21 protein-coding genes and 1 tRNA gene are annotated in these 18,694 nt (G+C 73.6%); 9 read left to right on the top strand and 13 right to left on the bottom strand.

Annotation, left to right across the window (positions count from 1 at the left end):
• Nucleotides 1-4: 4 nt before the first annotated feature.
• The 6 genes from AB0947_RS14700 to AB0947_RS14725 form a co-directional block, all read right to left on the bottom strand.
• Nucleotides 5-1,027, bottom strand: a complete 1,023-nt coding sequence (locus AB0947_RS14700) for a phosphotransferase family protein (RefSeq protein ID WP_366750711.1) — start codon at nt 1,025-1,027, stop codon at nt 5-7.
• 167 nt (nt 1,028-1,194) lie between these two features.
• On the bottom strand, nt 1,195-1,494 hold the full coding sequence (locus tag AB0947_RS14705; protein ID WP_366750712.1) for a hypothetical protein: 300 nt from the start codon (nt 1,492-1,494) through the stop codon (nt 1,195-1,197).
• Between the two features lie 185 nt (nt 1,495-1,679).
• Nucleotides 1,680-2,006 (bottom strand): DUF202 domain-containing protein, encoded by a 327-nt coding sequence (locus AB0947_RS14710; RefSeq protein WP_366750713.1) that lies wholly within the window; start codon nt 2,004-2,006, stop codon nt 1,680-1,682.
• A complete protein-coding gene (locus AB0947_RS14715) occupies nt 2,003-2,395 on the bottom strand; it encodes a DUF202 domain-containing protein (RefSeq protein ID WP_366750714.1) in 393 nt (130 codons plus the stop codon). Before AB0947_RS14715 ends, AB0947_RS14710 begins: the two co-directional genes overlap by 4 nt.
• 21 nt (nt 2,396-2,416) lie before the next feature.
• Entirely contained in the window at nt 2,417-2,932 is a 516-nt protein-coding gene (locus AB0947_RS14720) for an NUDIX domain-containing protein (protein ID WP_366750715.1), read from the bottom strand.
• Nucleotides 2,933-3,077: 145 nt separating this feature from the next.
• Nucleotides 3,078-3,974, bottom strand: coding sequence for a DMT family transporter (locus AB0947_RS14725; protein ID WP_366750716.1), 897 nt, complete (start codon nt 3,972-3,974; stop codon nt 3,078-3,080).
• Between the two features lie 397 nt (nt 3,975-4,371).
• Here AB0947_RS14725 and AB0947_RS14730 point away from each other — a divergent pair, with 397 nt between their 5' ends.
• From AB0947_RS14730 to AB0947_RS14740, 3 genes are all read left to right on the top strand, one after another.
• Entirely contained in the window at nt 4,372-5,346 is a 975-nt protein-coding gene (locus tag AB0947_RS14730; RefSeq protein ID WP_366750718.1) for a hypothetical protein, read from the top strand.
• A 141-nt stretch (nt 5,347-5,487) separates the two neighbouring features.
• The gene (locus AB0947_RS14735) at nt 5,488-6,237 is read left to right on the top strand and encodes a molybdopterin-dependent oxidoreductase (protein WP_366750719.1); all 750 of its coding nucleotides are present in this window, start codon (nt 5,488-5,490) and stop codon (nt 6,235-6,237) included.
• Nucleotides 6,221-6,847, top strand: coding sequence for a cytochrome b/b6 domain-containing protein (locus tag AB0947_RS14740; RefSeq protein ID WP_366750720.1), 627 nt, complete (start codon nt 6,221-6,223; stop codon nt 6,845-6,847). The genes AB0947_RS14735 and AB0947_RS14740 overlap by 17 nt, the downstream gene beginning before the upstream one ends.
• Nucleotides 6,848-6,882: 35 nt before the next feature.
• Here the strand turns inward: AB0947_RS14740 and AB0947_RS14745 are convergent, their stop codons facing one another.
• The 4 genes from AB0947_RS14745 to AB0947_RS14760 are packed head-to-tail and all read right to left on the bottom strand — an operon-like array spanning nt 6,883 to nt 10,653.
• Nucleotides 6,883-7,902, bottom strand: a complete 1,020-nt coding sequence (locus AB0947_RS14745) for an L-idonate 5-dehydrogenase (protein WP_366750721.1) — start codon at nt 7,900-7,902, stop codon at nt 6,883-6,885.
• A 14-nt stretch (nt 7,903-7,916) separates the two neighbouring features.
• Nucleotides 7,917-8,678, bottom strand: a complete 762-nt coding sequence (locus tag AB0947_RS14750) for an SDR family oxidoreductase (protein ID WP_366750722.1) — start codon at nt 8,676-8,678, stop codon at nt 7,917-7,919.
• 10 nt (nt 8,679-8,688) lie between these two features.
• Nucleotides 8,689-10,086: a gluconate:H+ symporter gene (locus AB0947_RS14755; RefSeq protein WP_366750723.1), complete on the bottom strand. Its 1,398-nt coding sequence runs from the start codon at nt 10,084-10,086 to the stop codon at nt 8,689-8,691.
• A gap of 39 nt (nt 10,087-10,125) precedes the next feature.
• The gene (locus AB0947_RS14760; RefSeq protein ID WP_366750724.1) at nt 10,126-10,653 is read right to left on the bottom strand and encodes a gluconokinase; all 528 of its coding nucleotides are present in this window, start codon (nt 10,651-10,653) and stop codon (nt 10,126-10,128) included.
• Between the two features lie 139 nt (nt 10,654-10,792).
• Here AB0947_RS14760 and AB0947_RS14765 point away from each other — a divergent pair, with 139 nt between their 5' ends.
• Nucleotides 10,793-11,494 carry a FadR/GntR family transcriptional regulator gene (locus tag AB0947_RS14765; protein WP_366750725.1) on the top strand — a complete coding sequence of 234 codons (702 nt, stop codon included), beginning with the start codon at nt 10,793-10,795 and terminating at the stop codon, nt 11,492-11,494.
• A gap of 22 nt (nt 11,495-11,516) precedes the next feature.
• Here AB0947_RS14765 and AB0947_RS14770 read toward each other — a convergent pair whose 3' ends face one another.
• Nucleotides 11,517-11,894, bottom strand: coding sequence for a YchJ family protein (locus tag AB0947_RS14770; RefSeq protein ID WP_366750726.1), 378 nt, complete (start codon nt 11,892-11,894; stop codon nt 11,517-11,519).
• Nucleotides 11,895-12,067: 173 nt separating this feature from the next.
• Between AB0947_RS14770 and AB0947_RS14775 the strand changes: the two genes are divergently transcribed.
• The 3 genes from AB0947_RS14775 to AB0947_RS14785 are packed head-to-tail and all read left to right on the top strand — an operon-like array spanning nt 12,068 to nt 14,820.
• Nucleotides 12,068-12,376: a dsRBD fold-containing protein gene (locus tag AB0947_RS14775; RefSeq protein ID WP_366750727.1), complete on the top strand. Its 309-nt coding sequence runs from the start codon at nt 12,068-12,070 to the stop codon at nt 12,374-12,376.
• 11 nt (nt 12,377-12,387) lie between these two features.
• Nucleotides 12,388-13,692 carry a phosphoribosyltransferase family protein gene (locus AB0947_RS14780; RefSeq protein ID WP_366750728.1) on the top strand — a complete coding sequence of 435 codons (1,305 nt, stop codon included), beginning with the start codon at nt 12,388-12,390 and terminating at the stop codon, nt 13,690-13,692.
• 9 nt (nt 13,693-13,701) lie between these two features.
• Nucleotides 13,702-14,820, top strand: coding sequence for a CapA family protein (locus AB0947_RS14785; RefSeq protein WP_366750729.1), 1,119 nt, complete (start codon nt 13,702-13,704; stop codon nt 14,818-14,820).
• 3 nt (nt 14,821-14,823) lie between these two features.
• On the opposite strand, the gene polX is transcribed toward AB0947_RS14785, so the two are convergent.
• Both polX and AB0947_RS14795 read right to left on the bottom strand, forming a co-directional pair.
• Nucleotides 14,824-16,551, bottom strand: a complete 1,728-nt coding sequence (gene polX / locus AB0947_RS14790; protein WP_366750731.1) for a DNA polymerase/3'-5' exonuclease PolX — start codon at nt 16,549-16,551, stop codon at nt 14,824-14,826.
• 62 nt (nt 16,552-16,613) lie between these two features.
• Nucleotides 16,614-16,701: transfer RNA gene (locus AB0947_RS14795), tRNA-Leu, on the bottom strand.
• A gap of 210 nt (nt 16,702-16,911) precedes the next feature.
• Here AB0947_RS14795 and AB0947_RS14800 point away from each other — a divergent pair.
• Complete coding sequence (locus AB0947_RS14800; protein ID WP_366750732.1) at nt 16,912-18,237, top strand: M20/M25/M40 family metallo-hydrolase; 1,326 nt, start codon at nt 16,912-16,914, stop codon at nt 18,235-18,237.
• A 161-nt stretch (nt 18,238-18,398) separates the two neighbouring features.
• On the top strand, nt 18,399-18,632 hold the full coding sequence (gene chpH, locus AB0947_RS14805; RefSeq protein ID WP_014671723.1) for a chaplin ChpH: 234 nt from the start codon (nt 18,399-18,401) through the stop codon (nt 18,630-18,632).
• Nucleotides 18,633-18,694 lie beyond the last annotated feature (62 nt).

Below are 18,694 nucleotides of genomic sequence, written 5' to 3' on the forward strand. Positions count from 1 at the left end.
CGGGTCAGCCTTCCTGAAGGGTCGTCAGTCCGTGGTCGATGAAGACGGGCACGAGGTCGCCGATGCGGTCGAAGCCGCGGCCGACCGTCTGGCCGAGCGTGTACCGGTAGTGGATGCCCTCCAGAATCACGGCGAGCTTGAACCAGGCGAACGCCGTGTACCAGGAGACGGCCGAGACGTCCCGGCCGGAACGGGCGGCGTACCGCTCGACCAGCTCCCGCGGGTCGGGGTGCCCGGGCGCCTCGGCGGTCGTGGACACGGGCGAGTCGGGCATGCCGAGCGGCAGGCTGTACATCACCAGCAGACCCAGGTCGGTGAGCGGGTCGCCGAGCGTGGACATCTCCCAGTCGAGAATCGCCCTGATCGTGTCGTCCTCCCCGATCAGGACGTTGTCCAGGCGGTAGTCGCCGTGGACGACGGCCGGGGCGGGGGAGGTGGGCAGCCGGCGGCCGAGGGCCGCGTGCAGCTCGTCGATGCCCGCCAGCTCGCGGTTGCGGGAGGCGTCCAGCTGCTTGCCCCAGCGGCGCAGCTGGCGGTCGAGGAACCCCTCGGGGCGGCCGAAGCCGGCGAGGCCCACCTCGGCGGGGTCCACGGCGTGCAGCTCGACCAGCGTGTCCACCAGGGACAGCACCGCGTTCCGGGTGCGCTCCGCGCCGAGCGGGGCGAGCTGGTCGGCGGTGCGGTACGGCGTGCCCGCCACGAACTCCATGACGTAGAAGGGCGCCCCGAGCACCTCCTCGTCCTCGCACAGCAGCAGCGGGCGGGGGACCGGCACCCGGGTCGGGTGCAGCGCGCTGATCACGCGGTGCTCGCGCTTCATGTCGTGCGCGGTGGCCAGTACGTGGCCGAGCGGCGGCCGGCGGACGACCCACTTCGAGGTGCCGTCCGAGAGCGCGTAGGTGAGGTTCGAGCGTCCGCCCTCGATCAGCCGTCCGGTCAGGGGGCCGTTCACCAGACCGGGGCGCTCGCGGTCGAGCAGGGCGCGCAGCCGGTCCAGGTCGAGACCGGGTGGGTGGTCGGCGCTCATACGTCACTCCTACGAACGGGCGAACAGGTCTGGACTCATGATGCCGACCGGTCGGTATGCCGTCCAGTGCGCGTCCTGAAGATCGGGCGGAACGTGACCGGAGCCACGATAGGCCGACGGCGCCCGGGCGCGCCGCCCGGAAGCCGTCGCCGTACCTCCCCGGCGGGTCAGTGGTCGTCCCAGTGGTCCCCGTGCTCGGCGTGCCGGTGCCCGCCGTGCAGGTAGTCCACGTGGTCGCCGTGCGGCACCTGCGCGTGCCCGCACTCGTCGTGGTGCACGTGCTCATGGCCCTCGTGGACGGCGTGCCCGGCCGGCTCGCACTCGTCCCAGTGGCCCTCGTGCTCCCGGTGCAGATGGCCGTCGTGGACGTAGTCGACATGGTCGCCGTGCGGCACGGCGTTGTGCCCGCAGTCCGGTCCGTGACGGTGCGTCGCGTGCTCGGCGTGTTCCTGGTGGACGGTGGTCATGGTGCTCACCTTCGAGGGGTGCGGGGGTGCCTGACGCCGGAAGACTGCCACGCGAAAGCCGCGTACCAGGGCATCCCGGTCGTGTGGCGTCCGAGTACCCCGGAGGACCGGCACCTCGTAGACCGCCGTGGCTCGTAGGACCGCCTACCTCGCAGGAGTCGCCGCCGGCCGGGCCGGACCGGGCCCTAGACCACCAGTACGGCGGCGCACACCGCCATCGCCACCGCGCACAGGACCGCCGCCGTCGCCTGGCGCGGGGCGAGCGCGGGCGGTGGGGTGCCGGCCGCCAGGGCGTGGATGCGGAGGTGGGCGATCCGGAGGAAGGCCAGGCACAGCCCGCAGCACAGCGCGCCCAGGACGGCCGCGCCGGCCGAGACGCCACCGTGCAGCGCCGCCCGCACGGCCAGTACGGCGGCCACGGCGGCCGACAGGGTCGTACGCCGCCAGGCCAGCCGGGTGCGCTCCGGCTGGAGCCCGGGGTCCCGCCCGGCGCCCGCCTCCCCGGCACTCACCCTTCCCACCCCACCAGGACCACCAGCACCATCACGACGGCCACCGCGGCCACGACCAGGCTCAGCAGCACGGGGAAGCGGGACACGGGCAGGTCCTCGCCGCGGCGCATCGCGCGCTCGCAGCGCACCCAGTGGTTCACCGCGCGCAGGGCGCACAGGACGCCGGCCGCGAGCAGGGCCAGCGCGAGTCCGACCCGCCAGGCCCGGCGCAGGTCCGGGAGGAACTGGTCCACCGCGAATCCGCCGCCGATCAGTGCCAGCGCGGTGCGCAGCCAGGCGAGGAAGGTGCGCTCGTTGGCCAGCGAGAACCGGTAGTCGGGGGTCCCGCCCTCGTCGCGCAACCGTTCCGGCGCGAACCACAGCCGGATGTTCCGTACGAATTCGCTCACGCGGCCGACCCTACCCGGCGGTCACCGGCCCGCCCGGAACGCCCGCAGCCGCTCGTAGGCCGCCAGCCCGTCCGGCACCCACTCCCACTCGCCGAGCCGCCGCGCGACCTCCTCCCCGGACAGGAAGGCGTGCCACTGGACCTCCTCCGCCTGCGGCCGCACCGGCAGCTCGCAGCGGACCTCGTACACCGCCGACCACCAGCTGTTCCCGGCGCCGTCGTCGTAGAGGAACTTGAAGAGGAACTCCGGCCGGGGCAGCCCGGTCACGCCCAGCTCCTCCTCGGCCTCCCGCAGCGCCGCCTCGTCGTAGGACTCGCCGGCGCCGACGACCCCGCCGACGAACAGGTCGTACAGGGAGGGGAACACCAGCTTGGTCGCCGTGCGCCGGTGCACGAAGAGCCGGCCGGCCGCGTCCCGGGCCTCGATGAACACGCACCGGTGACGCAGCCCGAGGGCATAGACCTCGCCGCGCGGATACCGGCCGACGACCCGGTCGTGCTCGTCGACGATGTCGAGAATCTCGTCAGCAGGATTCATGCCGATCATTCTGGCCGGGAGGGGTCGCCCCGGTCGGCCGGGGTCGCCCCGACCGGGGACAGGGTGGCCCCATCCGAGCAGGCCCCCCACCCGGGAACGGGCAGAGCCCCCGGCCCGGGAACAAACCAGGGGACCGTAGAGGGGCTCAGCGGCGTTGGAGGTCTCGGGGGTCCGGTTCCTGTTCCGTCGTGCCGCACGGCATCGCCGGGTGCAGGCCGAGCAGCACGATGCCCGCCACCACCGCCGCGAGTCCGGCCGCCTCCCCGGCCAGCGCACCGGCGTCGGTGCGCAGCCGGTCGCCCATGAAACCCACCCCGCACAGGATGCCGGTCAGCGGCTCGGCCGCCGTGAGCGCCGGCAGCGACATGCGCAGCGGGGCGGTCTCGAACGCGCTCTGCACCAGGACGAGACCGGTGACCCCGCAGGCCACCACCCCGTACGGCTGCCAGCCGGAGAACAGCTCGGTGAGGCCGCCGGCGGAGAAGCGGGTGCCGCTCACCCGGGTCAGCGCGTCCTGGACGCCGTAGAGCAGTCCGGCCGCCAGGGCCAGCAGCACCGGGCCCCAGCTCAGCCGGGACCGCTTGGCGTACGTCGTCAGGACCAGGGCCGCGCCCACCACCGCTCCGATGATCAGCCAGTGCCGCAGCGGATCGGTGACCGCCGTGCCGCCGCGCGGCTCGCCCGCGACGATGAACGCGCTCACCCCGCCCGCGAGCAGCAGCAGCCCGGCCCAGCCCTGGCGCCCGAGCGGTTGCCCGGTCTGGTGCCGGGAGAGGGCGAGGGCGAACAGCAGGTTGGTCGCGAGCAGCGGCTCGACCAGGGAGATCTCACCCTTGCCGAGGGCGATCGCACCCAGCACCATGCCGGCCACCATCAGTCCGAGACCGCCCAGCCAGCGCGGTATCCGCACCAGGTCGATCAGCAGGCGGAAGGAGAGGAAGTCGCTGAGCGGTGCCTTCTGCGCCGCGTCCTGCTGGAGGACGAACCCGAAGCCCAGACAGCAGGCCGCGCTCACGGCGAGAAGGAGAACCAGAACCGACACGCTGTGTACCTCGATCATCCGGCCGTACCACGGGCGGTAGTGGCCGACTGTAGCGCTCCCAGGAGGACATTGCCCCGGAAGTACCCGGAACCGGGCGATTGACTCGTCATGATCCGGGTCTGACTCGCCGTGGTCCGGGACCGGGGACGCGCGGCGCCATGGCCTGCGCCACAGAAGCCGGGGCGTACGCCCCGGAAAACGGGACGGCATGCGCCACAGGAACTTTCCCGTCCTCGGACGGCCGCGCCCCGGCCCACCTGCACCGGGACGATCAAGTTCCGCTTCGGGCACGGAAGTTGAAGCTCGCACCACCGCCGTTCCGCTTGACGCAACCCTTGGCTGGGGGTTTGCTGTGCGTGATCGGTCGATGGCAGCCCGAGAAACAGGAAGTCCCGCGGTGTCCCCTCTCCCGCCCCTGCTCGGCGCTCGCCGGGCCCTCCCGGAACCGTCCGGCGAGACAGCCGCCGACGCTTCCGGGGCCTTCGACGCCGCCCTCGACGACGCGGAACTGCGCACCGCGCGCGCCGCGTTGGCCCAGGGCCGGCGGCAGGCCGCCCGCTCGCTGCTGGTGCACACCGGCGACGACTGGGACCGCCGCGGCCACCGCCTCACCGTGCTCGCCCAGGACGCCCGCGCCGCCGCCTGGGCGACCGACTGGCTGACCGCCGAACCCGGCTCCGCCGACGCCGCCGCCCTGCTCGCCCTGGCCCTGGTGCACCGCGCCGTGTGCGGCGGGGAGGAACCCGGCCGGGCCCGCGAGGCGTGCGGCACGGCCGCCGGGCTGGCCCCCGACGACCCCACCCCCTGGCTCGGCCGGCTGCTGCTCGCCCGCGCCCTGGGCCCGGAGCGGGAGGTGCTCGCCGCCTTCGCCGAGCTGCGCCGCCGCCACCCCGAGCACCACCACGCCCACCACCTGCTGGTCGCCCGCCTCGCCGAACGCCCCGCCGGCGGCCGTGCCGAGGCCCACGAGGTGTACGACGTCGCCGAGCTGGCCGCGGCCGAGGCCCCCGCCGACTCCCCGCTGGCCGTCCTGCCGGTCGTCGCCTACGCCGAGCGCCACCGGGTCCTCGCCGCCACCGGCCTCGCCCCCGCCGACCCCGCCGCCCGCGGGCACTGGTCCGGCCCGCGCGCCCGGCGCATCCTGCGCGCCTGCTTCGACTGGTGGCTGGAGTGGGAGCACGACGAGCACCCGCGCCGCCACGTCGACCTCAACCACCTCGCGTTCGCCCTGTCCTGCGCCGGCCGCCCGGCCGAGGCGGCGGCCCTCTTCCAGCGCATCGGCGCCCACGCCACCCCCGCGCCCTGGTCGTACGCGCACTCCGACCCCCTGGCGGCCTTCCGGACGGCCCGCGCCCGCGCGCTCGGGCACTGAGACACCGGGGCCCGGACGCCGTACACAAGAAGCGACGCATGCGAGAAGCGACGCCCGTGAGAGGCGACGCACGTAAGAAGTGATTACGGAAATCTGACCAGTGGCCCGACCGCCTGGCCCCGCGCGGCCCCGAGTGCTCGAATGAAACACGTGAACGCTGAACGGTCCGAGGAACAGGCGCACGAGCGGGACGGCAGGCCCATCGGCCGCCGCGTCTTCCTCGGCACCCTCGGCCTGGGCGCGCTCGGCGTGGTCGCGGCACCCGCGCTGCAACGCGGCGTCGAGGGCTTCCTCGGCGGCGTCGCAGGCAAGGACCCCACCGGCCTGACCGGTCTGCTGCCCAACGGCGGCGGCTTCCGCTACTACTCCGTCGCCGCCTCCGTGCCGCACAGGACCGCCGCGGACTACCGCCTCACCATCGACGGCCTGGTCGACCACCCGCGCGGCTACACCCTCGACGAGCTGCGCGCCCTGCCGCAGACCCGGCTGGTCAAGGACGTCCAGTGCGTCACCGGCTGGCGGGTCCCCGGCACTCCCTTCGAGGGCGTACGCCTGTCCCGCCTGCTCGACGCGGCGGGCGTCCGCTCCTCCGCCAGGGCCCTGCGCTTCACCTGCTTCGACGGCACCTACGCCGAGAGCCTCACCCTCGGCCAGGCGCGCCGCCCGGACGTGCTGGTCGCCCTGCGCATGCAGGACGAGGACATCGGCCACGACCACGGCGGCCCGGTCCGCCTCTACGTCGCCCCCATGTACTTCTACAAGTCCGCCAAGTGGCTCTCCGGCATCACCGTCACCGACCGGGTGGAGCCGGGCTACTGGGAGGACCTCGGCTACGACGTCGACGCCTGGGTCGGCCGCTCGAACGGACGCGACGATGAGCCTACGAGCTGAGACCCCGGCCCCGCCGAGCGCCCGCGTCCACCGCTTCACCCGCGCCGAACGCTGGGTGCACCGCGCGACGGCCGCGCTGATGGGCGTGTGCGTGCTGACCGCGGCCTTCCTCTACGTCCCCCAGCTGGCGGTCCTGGTCGGCCGCCGGGAACTGGTCGTCCGGGTGCACGAGTGCGCGGGGCTCGCGCTGCCGGTGCCGGTCCTGCTCGGCCTGGCCTCCCGCGCCTTCCGCGCCGACCTGCGCTTCCTCAACCGCTTCGGCCCGCACGACCGGGTCTGGCTGCGTGCCGCGCTGCGCCGCGACCGGCGCCCCGCATCGCGTCCCGCGGGCAAGTTCAACGCCGGCCAGAAGGTCTACGCCGCCTGGATCGCCGGGGCGGCCCTGGTCATGCTCGGCACCGGCCTGCTGATGTGGTTCACCCGGCTCACCCCGCTGATGTGGCGGACCTCGGCGACCTTCGTCCACGACTGGCTGGCCCTGACGATCGGCGTCGTCCTGGCCGGCCACATCGGCATGGCCCTGGGGGACCCGGAGGCGAGGCGGGGACTGCGGACGGGAACGGTGACGGGGGAGTGGGCGCGCAGGGAGCACTCCCTGTGGCGCCCGTGACACGGAACACCGACTGCCCGTTTCCCCCCGCGCCCTCAGAACTCCAGCAGCACCTTGCAGGACCGCTCCCGGTCGGCGGCCAGCACGAACGCGGACTCGGCCTCGCGCACCGGGACCACAGCGCTGACCAGGCCGACGAACTCCCCGCGGGCCGCCAGCAGTTCGAGAGCATCGTCGAACTCGGCGGCGAACCGGAACGCGCCCCGCACTTCGATCTCCCGGCTCACCATCAGGTTCCCGGCGAACGGCGTCCGCCCGGCCGGCAGCATCCCGAGCTGGACGACCACGCCCCCGCGCCGCACCCGCCGCAGACAGGTGTCCAGACCGGCGGCCACCCCCGACGCCTCCACGGCCACGTCCACCTCCGGCGGCCACCCGGGATCGTCCGGATCGTCGGCCCGCACCAGCGTGTCGGCCCCGGCGACGGCCGCGTACCCCAGCGCCTCGGGCACCAGGTCGGTCACCGTCACCCGCGCCGCGCCCGCCGCCTTGGCCGCCGCGACGACCAGGCACCCGATCGGCCCGGCCCCGGTGACCAGGACGTGCCGTCCGGCCACCTCCCCGGCCCGCCGCACCGCGTGCAGCGCCACCGACAGCGGCTCGGCCAGCGCGGCCCGGCGCAGCCCGAGCCCGTCCGGCAGTGCCCTCAACTGGCTCGCGGGGACGGCCACCTGCGCCGCGAAGGCGCCCTGCACGTGCGGAAAGCGCGCCGCACTGCCCAGATAGCGCGTGTCGCGGCACACGTTCGCCCGCCCGTCGGCGCACTCCGGGCACGTCCCGCACGGCGTGGCCGGGTGCACGGCGACGGCCGTACCCGGGGCGGGACCGGTGGCCCCGGGGCCGTAGGACACGACCGTGCCGACCACCTCGTGCCCGAGCACCATGGGCTCGCGGAGCCGGAAGTCCCCGACCCCGCCGTGCCGCCAGTAGTGCAGGTCGGACCCGCACACCCCGCCGTACCTGACCGCCACCAGCGCCTCGCCGGGCGCGGGCTGAGGGGGCGGCAGCTCCTCCACCCGCAGCTTGCCTGCCCCGTGGATCACACACCCCAGCACGCCTGCCGCCCCTTTCACAGCACGCTCGTCATGCCGCCGTCGACGTACAGCACCTGCCCGCCGACGAAGTCCGCAGCCGGCGAGGCCAGGAAGAGCAGCCCGCCCACCAGGTCCCCGGTACGGCCCCAGCGCCCGGCCGGGGTGCGGCGGCGCACCCACGCGCTGAACTCCCCGTCCTCCACCAGGGGCCGGGTCAGCTCGGTCTCGATGTAGCCGGGGCCGAGGCCGTTGACCTGGACGCCGTACGGCCCCCAGTCGGCGCACATGCCCTTGGTGAGCATCTTCAGCGCGCCCTTGGTCGCCGCGTACGGCGCGATGCCGGGCCGGACGACCTCGCTCTGCAGCGAGCAGATATTGACGATCTTGCCGTGGCCGCGTGCCGTCATCCGCCGGGCGGCCTCCCGGCCGACGAGGAAGGCGCTGGTGAGGTTGGCGTCCAGGATGCGGTGCCAGTCGGCGTCGGCGAACTCCAGCAGCGGGGCGCGCAGTTGCATGCCCGCGTTGTTGACCAGGATGTCGAGCGGGCCCACCCGCTCCTCGACGTCCGCGATCCCGGCGGCCACGGCCGGGCCGTCGGTCACGTCGAACACCGCCGTGCGCACCTCTCCGGGAAGGCCCGCGGCGGCCTCGGCCAGCCGGCCCGCGTCGCGCCCGTTGAGGACCACCGTGCAGCCGGCCTCGGCCAGGCCCCGGGCCAGCGCGAGGCCGATGCCCCGGCTGGACCCGGTGACCAGGGCCGTGCGGCCGCTGATGTCGAAGAGGGGGTGAGCCGTCATCGCCGTACCCCTAGACGACCAGGGAGAGGAGCAGGACCAGACCGCCGGCGACCACCGAGATGATCGTCTCCATCACCGACCAGGTCTTCACGGTCTGCCCGACGCTCAGCCCGAAGTACTCCTTCACCAGCCAGAAACCGGCGTCGTTGACATGGCTGAAGAACAGCGAGCCCGCGCCGACGGCCAGGACGAGCAGGGCCGCGTGCGTGGTCGACATGTCGGCCGCGAGCGGTGCGACCAGGCCGGCCGCCGAGACCGTCGCCACCGTCGCCGAACCGGTCGCCAGCCGGATCGCCACCGCGATCAGCCAGGCCAGCAGCAGTGCCGGGATCGACCAGTCCTTGGAGACGTCCAGGATCATCTGGCCCACGCCCGAGTCGATCAGCGTCTGCTTGAAGCCGCCGCCCGCGCCCACGATCAGCAGGATGCCGGCGATGGGCATCAGGCCCTTCTCGACGGTCTGCTGGAGCCGGTCCTTGGTGAACCCGGCCGGCCGGCCCAGCGTGAAGAAGCCGACGATCACCGCGGCGAGCAACGCGATCAGCGGGGAGCCGACGACGTCGAAGACGCGCTGGGTCGTGTCCGTGGGGTCGTCGACGACGATGTCCACCAGCGCCTTGGCCAGCATCAGCACCACCGGCAGCAGCACGGTGGCGAGCGTGGCGCCGAAGCCCGGACGGCGCTCGAGCTCCTCCGAGGCGCGCTGCGGCAGCATCCGGTCCGGCGCCGGCACGTCCACCCAGCGGGCCGCGACCTTCGAGAACAGCGGACCGGCGATGATCACCGTCGGGATGGCGACCACGAGGCCCAGCGCCAGGGTCACGCCCAGGTTGGCCTTGACCGCGTCGATGGCGACCAGCGGGCCGGGGTGCGGCGGGATCAGGCCGTGCATCACGGACAGGCCGGCGAGCGCCGGGATGCCGATGCGCATCAGCGAGTAGTTGCCGCGCTTGGCGACCATCAGCACGACCGGGATCAGCAGCACGATGCCGACCTCGAAGAACAGGGGCAGGCCGATCACGGACGCGATCAGCACCATCGCCCAGGGCATGGCGCGCCCGCCGGCCTTCGCGAGGATCGTGTCCACGATCTCGTCGGCGCCGCCGGAGTCGGCGAGCAGCTTGCCCAGGATCGCCCCGAGCGCGATCAGGACGCCGACGCCGGCCACGGTGGAGCCGAGTCCGGTGGTGAAGCTGGTGATGGCCTTGTCGAGGGGCGCCCCGGCGACCGCCCCGAGCGCCAGCGACCCGATGGTCAGCGCCAGGAAGGCATGGAGCTTGAACTTGGTGATGAGCAGGACGATGACCGCGATGCCCACCAGGACGGCTATGCCCAACTGGGCGTGTCCTGCGGAGGTGATCGGCGGAGGCGCGTCCGCTGCCAGCATCTCGACGCTGAGTCTGGTCACGGGGGTTCCCTTGCGGTTACTTGGGTGTTCTGACGGGCGCTACTGAGCGCTGCCCGCGGTGTCGGGAAGCGAGCCGAGTGCCTGTACGGCACGCTCGGTGATGTCCTGGGGGCTGCCGCTGACGTCCACGGCGACTCCCGCCTCGTCCGGCTCCAGGGGCTGGAGCGTCGCGAACTGGGAGTCCAGCAGCGCGGTGGGCATGAAGTGCCCCTGACGCTGCGACATCCGCTCCTCGATCAGCTGACGGTCACCCGTCAGGTGCAGGAACACGACCCCGGGGGCCACGGCCCGGAGCCGGTCGCGGTACGCCCGCTTCAGCGCCGAGCTGCTGACCACCCCGCCCAGTCCGGCCCGGCCGTGCGCCCAGTGCCCGATGGCCTCCAGCCACGGCCACCGGTCGGCGTCGTCGAGCGGGATCCCGGCCGACATCTTGTCGATGTTGGCCTGGGGGTGGAAGTCGTCGCCCTCGGCGTACGGCACGCCCAGCCGCGCGGCGAGCAAGGGACCGATCGTGGTCTTGCCCGTCCCCGCGACGCCCATCACGACGACGACCTGGGGGGTTCGCATCACTGCCTCGCTGTCTTCCTCGACATCGACGCCACTGCGGCGTCGCCACACTGAAACCCATTAGGTACGACGAATTCAAGAGTCTGTGACGTATAAGTCTGACTTTTTGTCGCTGTGATCCACGCCGTACGCTGAGTGCATGAGCACAGCGGGCCGGGGGCTGCACGGCCATGTACTGGACACCCTCGGCCCCGCGATCACAGCGGGCGAGTACCCGCCGGGCAGCGTGCTGCGCACCGACGAGCTGGCCCAGCACTTCGAGGTGTCGCGCTCCGTGATGCGCGAGGCGGTCCGCGTGCTCGAATCCATGCACCTGGTCGAGTCCCGCCGCCGGGTGGGCGTCACCGTCCGTCCCCGGGCCGAGTGGAACGTCTACGACCCGCAGGTCATCCGCTGGCGCCTGGCGGGCGCCGACCGCCCGCACCAGCTGCGCTCGCTCACCGTGCTGCGCTCCGCGGTCGAACCCGTCGCGGCCGGCCTCGCCGCGCAGCACGCCACGGCCGAGCAGTGCGCCGAACTCACCGAGTGCGCGCTCGGCATGGTGGCCAACTCACGCGGCCACAAGCTGGACAAGTACCTGGTCCACGACATCGCCTTCCACCGGGTCGTCCTGACGGCCTCGGGCAACGAGATGTTCGCCCGCCTCGGTGACGTCGTCGCCGAGGTGCTGGCCGGCCGCACCCATCACGAGGTCATGTTCGAGGACCCCGACCCGGCGGCCGTCACCCTGCACGTCCAGGTGGCCGAGGCGGTCCGCGCGGGCGACGCCCCCCGCGCCCAGGAACTGACCCGGCAGATCACCGTCGGCGCCCTCCAGGAACTGGACATCCTGGCGCCCTAGCGTCGGACGGGCCCCGGCCGGGCTACTCGCCCGGGAAGTCCCCGTCCACGTACACCCACGCCCCGTCCACCCGCTCGAACCGGCTCCGCTCGTGCAGCGAGCCGCCCCGGTAGGAGGCCCGGAACGTCACCGTGCCGGTGCGGTGGAAGGCGGACCCGTCGGCGGTGTCCAGGATCTCCAGCCCCGTCCACCGCACCCGCGGGTCGAGGTCCAGCCGCGCGGGCCGGGTCCGCGGATGCCAGGTCCGCAGCAGATACCCCGCGTCCCCCTTGACGAACGCGCTGTACCGCGAGCGCATCAACAGCTCGGCCGTCGGCGCGGCCGCCGCGCCGGTGTGGAAGCGGCCACAGCAGGCGTCGTAGGACCGGGGGAGCCCGCAGGGGCAGGTGCGCGAGGTCATGGCCCACATTCTGCCCCCGGCAGGGGAGGCGTCCGCAGCGGGTCGGGTGCACAGTGGAAGTGCCGGACTGGAGCGCCCCTCACGGGCGCGGGGAACTGCGCGACCAGCCACGATGGACCGGCGGACGGCCGGCGGCCCGTCGCGGCACGGCCCGCGGAGCGAGGTGGCGGACGATGACCGGACCCATGAACAGCCGTCCCGCCGTCAAGGAATGGCGGCTGAACCTGTACCTGTCCGAGCACGATCCGGACACCACGGCCCGGATCATCCTCGACACCGGCGACAACGTCCTGGAGAGCCACGCGGAGGCCCGCCGCAACCCCTACGACCGGGCGATGCCCGACATCGGCGACGAACTCGCCGCCGGCCGGGCGCTCATCGCCATGGGCCGCCTGCTGCTGCGCGCCGCCGACGGCGACATGAAGGCGACCGGAGCCGCCGACACCGAGGCCCCGGCCCCGCTCTGGCAGCCACGGGAGTGAAGGAGCCGGCCGTGCACTTCACGAACCGCCTCGAAGCGGGACGCACACTGGGCGAACGCCTGGAGTACCTCAGGGGCCAGGATGTGGTGGTGCTCGGGCTGCCCCGGGGAGGGGTGCCGGTCGCCGCCGAGGTCGCCGCGGCGCTCGACGCGCCCCTGGACGTCTGCCTGGTGCGGAAACTGGGCGTGCCGTACCAGCCCGAGCTGGGCATGGGGGCGATCGGCGAGGACGGCGTCCGCGTGATCAACCAGGAGGTGCTGCGCGGCACCGGTGTCTCCGCCGACGACCTCGCCCGGGTCGAGGAACGCGAGCGCCGGGTGCTGCGGGAACGGGCCGCGCGTTACCGGGGCGCCGCACCCGCCGTCTCCGTCGCCGGCCGGACCGCCGTCGTGGTGGACGACGGCGTGGCCACCGGCTCCACCGCGCGGGCCGCCTGCCGGACCGTCCGCGCCCGGGGCGCCGCCCGCATCGTGCTGGCCGTCCCCGTGGCCCCCCGGGACTTCCCCCGGCGCCTCGGCGGGGACGCCGACGAACTGGTCTGCCTGGACACCCCCTGGCACTTCGCCGCGGTCGGCCAGTTCTACGCCGACTTCGCCCAGGTCGACGACGAGGAGGTCACCGCCTGTCTGCGCCGGGCCGCGAGCCGCCACCGGCACACCGCGGGCGCCGGCTCCACCGACCGGGAGGTGACGGTGACCGCGGGCGGCGTCCGGCTGGGCGGACGGCTCACCGTGCCCGAGGACGCCACCGGAGTCGTGGCCTTCGCACACGGCAGCGGCAGCAGCCGGCACAGCCCGCGCAACCGGTTCGTGGCCGCGGGACTGCACCGGGCCGGCCTCGGCACCCTGCTGTTCGACCTGCTCACCGACGCCGAGGAGGCCGACCGGGGCAACGTGTTCGACATCGCCCTGCTGGCCGGGCGGCTGCTGGACGCCACCCGCTGGCTGCGCGAGGAACCCGGCACCGAGGGCCTCGCCGTCGGCTTCTTCGGCGCCAGCACCGGCGCGGCCGCAGCCCTGTGGGCCGCCGCCGACCCCGGCGCGCGACCCGCCGCCGTCGTCTCCCGCGGCGGCCGCCCCGACCTCGCCGGACCCCGGCTGGCCGCGGTGAGCACGCCCACCCTGCTCGTCGTCGGCGGCGCCGACCAGCAGGTCCTCGCCCTCAACCGGGACGCGCGGGCACAGCTCAGGTGCGAGAACCGGCTGGAGGTGGTCCCCGGCGCCACCCACCTCTTCGAGGAGCCCGGCACGCTGGAACGGGTGACCGAGCTGGCGCGTGACTGGTTCACGGACCACATGGCACCCGCGCACGTATAGCCCCGCGCCATGGGCGAGAACGCCGTCACCCTGTTCCTCGCCGGCGACGTCATGCTCGGCCGGGGCGTCGACCAGATCCTCCCGCACCCCGGCGACCCCGCCCTGCGCGAGGACTACCTCCGCGACGCCCGCGACTACGTCGCCCTCGCGGAGGCCGCGAACGGACCGGTACCCCGGCCCGTGGACGCCGCCTGGCCCTGGGGCGAGGCGCTGCCCGTCCTGGAGCGTGCCGCCCCGGACGTGCGCGTGGTCAACCTGGAGACCGCCGTCACCCGGGACGGCGACTACGCCCCCGGCAAGGCCGTCCACTACCGGATGCACCCGGCCAACCTGCCCAGCCTCGCCGCCGTCCGGCCCGACGTCTGCGTCCTCGCCAACAACCACGTGCTCGACTTCGGGCCCTCCGGCCTCGCCGAGACCCTCGGCACCCTCGCCGCCGCCGGGCTGCGCACCGCCGGGGCGGGCCCGGACGCGGACGCCGCCTGGCGCCCGGCGGCCGTCCCGCTGCGGCCGGGCGGACGCGTCCTGGTCTTCGCCTTCGGCATGCCGTCCAGCGGCATCCCGCACGGCTGGGCCGCCACCGCCGAACGCCCCGGCGTGGCCCTCGTCACCGCGTCGGCCCCCGCCGCCGCGAGGGACTTCGCCGACCGCCTGCGGCGCACCGGCCGACGGCCCGGCGACCTCGTCGTCGCCTCCGTCCACTGGGGCCCCAACTGGGGCTACCGGCCCTCCCGCGACGAGGTCCGCTTCGCCCACGCGCTGATCGACGCGGGCGCTGACGTCGTCCACGGGCACTCCTCCCACCACCCCCGCCCACCGGAGGTCTACCGGGACCGGCTCGTCCTGTACGGCTGCGGCGACCTCGTCGACGACTACGAGGGCATCGGCGGCCACGAGCGCTACCGCGACGACCTGCGGCTGCTGTACCTCGTCTCGGTGGAGCCCGGCACCGGCCGGCTCACCGGCCTGCGGATGGTGCCCTTCCAGGCGCGCCGGCTGCGCCTGGAGCACGCCTCCCGCGAGGACACCGCCTGGCTGCGCACGGTCCTCGACGGGCACGCCCGCGCCCTCGGCACCCGCGTCGAGCACGGTGACGGCGGCACACTCACGGTACGGCCGCTGCGCTGACCCTCAGGGACGCCCGCCCTTGCGCAGGAACCTCCGCAGCCGGGTCAGCGTCCAGGTGTTGATCACGTCCTCCCCGGTGAGCCAGCCGCGCTGCGCGGTCGCCACTCCGTAGCGCAACTGCCCGAGGTGCGGCACGCAGTGCGCGTCGGTGTTCACGGCGAACCTCACCCCGTGTTCCCTGGCCCGCAGGATGTCCTCGTCCCGCAGGTCCAGCCGGTCCGGCTGGGCGTTGACCTCCAGCGCGGTGCCGGTGCGCGCGCAGGCCGCGAACACCTCGTCCCAGTCGGCGTCCACACCCGGCCGCTTGCCGATCAGCCGGGTCGTGGGATGCCCGATGATGTTGACGTACGGATGCTCACAGGCCCGCACCAGCCGCCGCGTCATCGCCGCCCGGTCCAGGTCGAAGTGCGAGTGCAGCGAGGCCACGCACAGATCGAAACCGGCCAGGAACTCCTCCGGCCAGTCCACCTCCCCGTCCGGGCCGATGTTCAGCTCGGTGCCGTGCAGCAGCCGCATCCGGCGCCGGGTGCCGTCCAGCTCCCGCAGCCGCTCCCGCTGGGCGAGGATCTTCTCGTCCGTCATGCGCTGCATGTACAGGTTGGGCGCGTGGTCGGTGACCGCGTAGTACGCGTGACCGCGCTCGGCGGCGGCCTCCACCATCGCCTCCAGCGGGGCCAGGCCGTCCGTGAGATCGGTGTGCGTGTGCAGGTCGCCGCGGATGTCCCGCTCCGTCACCACCTCGGGCAGGCCGTCGCCCAGCGCCGCCTCGATCTCCCCGCGGTCCTCGCGCAGCGTCGGCGGGATCCACGGCAGGCCGAGCCGCGCGTACACCTCCTCCTCGGTGCGGGACGCCACCGACTCCCCGCTGCCGGTGTCGAACACGCCGTACTCGGAGAGCTTCAGTCCCTGGTGCACGGCGATGGTCCGGGTGCGGATGTTGTGCGCCTTGGACCCGGTGAAGTACTGCAACGCGGCGCCCCAGGACTCCGGCGGCACCACCCGCAGGTCCAGCTGGAGCCCCTCGCCGGTGCGCACCGACGTCTTCTTCGTGCCCCGCGCGATCACCTCGGCGGTGACCGGCAGCCCGCACAGCGCGTCCATGAGCGGCGCCGGCCGCCGCGCCGAGACCAGCACGTCCAGGTCGCCGACGGTCTCCCGCATCCGCCGCAGCGAACCGGCGTACCCGCAGCGCTCGCAGCCCGGCACGGCGGACAGCTCGGCGACGATCCGCTCGGCGGTGTCCAGCGCCGACGACAGCGGCACCCGTCCGCCCGCCCGCCGGAGCAGCTCGATCCCGTGCCGGATGTTCTCCTGCGTCTTCTCGCCGAATCCCTTCAGACCGGCCAGCGCGTCCGCCTCGATGGCCGCGGCCAGCTCGCTCACCGAGGAGATGTGCAGGTCCTCGTAGAGCCGCAGCGCCTTCTTCGGCCCCAGGGTCGGGATCGTGATCAGCTCCCGCACCCCCGCCGGGATGCTCGCCCGGCGCTCCTCCACCACGGCCATCGTGCCCGTGCGCAGGTACTCGGCCACCTTCTCGGCGATCGACCGGCCCACGTTCGGGATCTCCCGCAGCCCGTCCGCGTCCAGTGCCGCGACGTCCGCCGGGTAGCCGCCGATCGCCCGCGCCGCCTTCTCGTAGGCACGCGCCTTGAACGCGTCGCCTCCGGTGATCGCGATGAGATCGGCGTACTCCCTCAGGAGCGCCTCGACCTCGTCGTTGCGGCGGGCCACGCCTCAAGTCTAGGAAGCGGCGCCGGGGCACGCGAAAGGCCCCTGCCGGGCAGGGGCCTCACTGGTGTCCGAGGGGGGACTTGAACCCCCACGCCCGATAAAGGGCACTAGCACCTCAAGCTAGCGCGTCTGCCATTCCGCCACCCGGACAAGGTGTCTGTCGTGCGAGGTTCCCCGGTGGGGCTCCCTCGCGGCGACGAAGGAAACATTACCAGGCTTTCGCGGGTGCCTGATCACCCCCGGTCGCGGGGCCGGTCGGGCGTGAACGGCGTGTGACGGGCCGGGACCGGTCTTGGGCCCGGGGCGGCAGCGGAGAGAGGATGACAGGGACCACCAGCAGTGACAGTGGGAGGAAGCAGCGTGAGCGAGACGGACACGACCAGGACCGTCACCGGCGAGGACGAGGTCGTGGACCTCTGCCGCGAGCTGATCCGGTTCGACACCAGCAACTACGGCGACCACTCCGGCCCCGGCGAGCGCAAGGCCGCCGAGTGGGTCGCGGAGAAGCTCGCCGAGGTCGGGCTGGAGCCCAGGATCTACGAGTCGCACCCCGGCCGCGCCTCCACGGTGGCCCGCATCGAGGGCGAGGACCCGTCCCGGCCCGCGCTGCTCATCCACGGCCACCTGGACGTCGTACCGGCCAACGCGGTCGACTGGACTCACGACCCGTTCTCCGGCGAGATCGCCGACGGCTGCGTGTGGGGACGCGGGGCCGTCGACATGAAGGACATGGACGCCATGACGCTGGCGGTCGTCCGCGACCGGCTGCGCAGCGGGCGCCGGCCCCCGCGGGACGTCGTCGTCGCGTTCCTCGCCGACGAGGAGGCCGGCGGCACGTACGGCGCCCGGTACCTGGTCGACCACCACCCCGAGCTGTTCGAGGGCGTGACCGAGGCGATCAGCGAGGTCGGCGGCTTCTCCTTCACCGTCGACGACCAGCGGCGGCTCTACCTGATCCAGACGGCCGAGAAGGGCATGCACTGGATGAAGCTGACCGTGGCCGGTACCGCCGGGCACGGCTCGATGATCCACCGCGACAACGCCATCACCGAGCTGTCCGAGGCCGTCGCCCGGGTCGGCCGGCACAAGTTCCCGGTGCGGGTCACCAAGACCACCCGGGCCTTCCTCGACGAACTGGGCGACGCGCTCGGCACCGAGCTGGACCCGGAGGACATGGAGTCCACGCTCGCCAAGCTCGGCGGCATCGCCAAGCTCATCGGCGCGACCCTGAGCAACACCGCCAACCCCACCCAGCTGACCGCCGGCTACAAGGTCAACGTCATCCCGGGCGAGGCCACCGCGCACATCGACGGACGCTTCCTGCCCGGTCACGAGGAGGAGTTCCTCGCCGACCTCGACCGGCTGCTCGGCCCGAAGGTCCGCCGGGAGGACGTGCACGCGGACAAGGCCGTCGAGACCACCTTCGACGGCGCCCTGGTCGAGGCCATGCAGGCCGCGCTGCTCGCCGAGGACCCGACCGCCAAGGCGATCCCGTACATGCTCTCCGGGGGCACCGACGCCAAGTCCTTCGACGACCTCGGCATCCGCGGCTTCGGCTTCGCACCGCTCAAGCTGCCGCCGGAGCTCGACTTCGCCGGAATGTTCCACGGCGTGGACGAGCGGGTGCCGGTGGACGGCCTGCGGTTCGGCGTCCGCGTGCTCGACCGGTTCCTCGACGCGTCGTGAGCCGGACCCCGTCCGGGGCGCGCACGGCGGGAATCGGGCAGCCGTACGAGATCGACTGAGAAGGGTGAATGCGACGATAGGCTCGTAGCTTCATCAGCCCCTCCTCGTTGCTTTCGATGTGACCCCGCGCCTTGGGGTCGCATTGCCAACTAGGAGGAAGAATGATCAAGAAGGTCGTCGCTGCTGCGGCTGCCACCGGTGGGCTGGTTCTCGCGGGCGCGGGCCTGGCCGTGGCCGACTCCGGTGCCCAGGGTGCCGCCGTGCACTCCCCGGGCGTCGTCTCCGGCAACGTCATCCAGGTGCCCGTGCACGTCCCGGTGAACGTGTGCGGCAACACGATCAACGTGATCGGGCTCCTGAACCCCGCCTTCGGCAACGCCTGCGTCAACAAGTGACGCCGGCTCCCTGAGGGGCGTCTTTTACGAGCCGTCGGCCTCGGAGCGCGCGCCATGCGCTC

The organism is Streptomyces sp. NPDC047841 (genome assembly GCF_040704085.1).
GTDB classification, from domain to species: Bacteria; Actinomycetota; Actinomycetes; order Streptomycetales; family Streptomycetaceae; genus Streptomyces; species Streptomyces argyrophylli.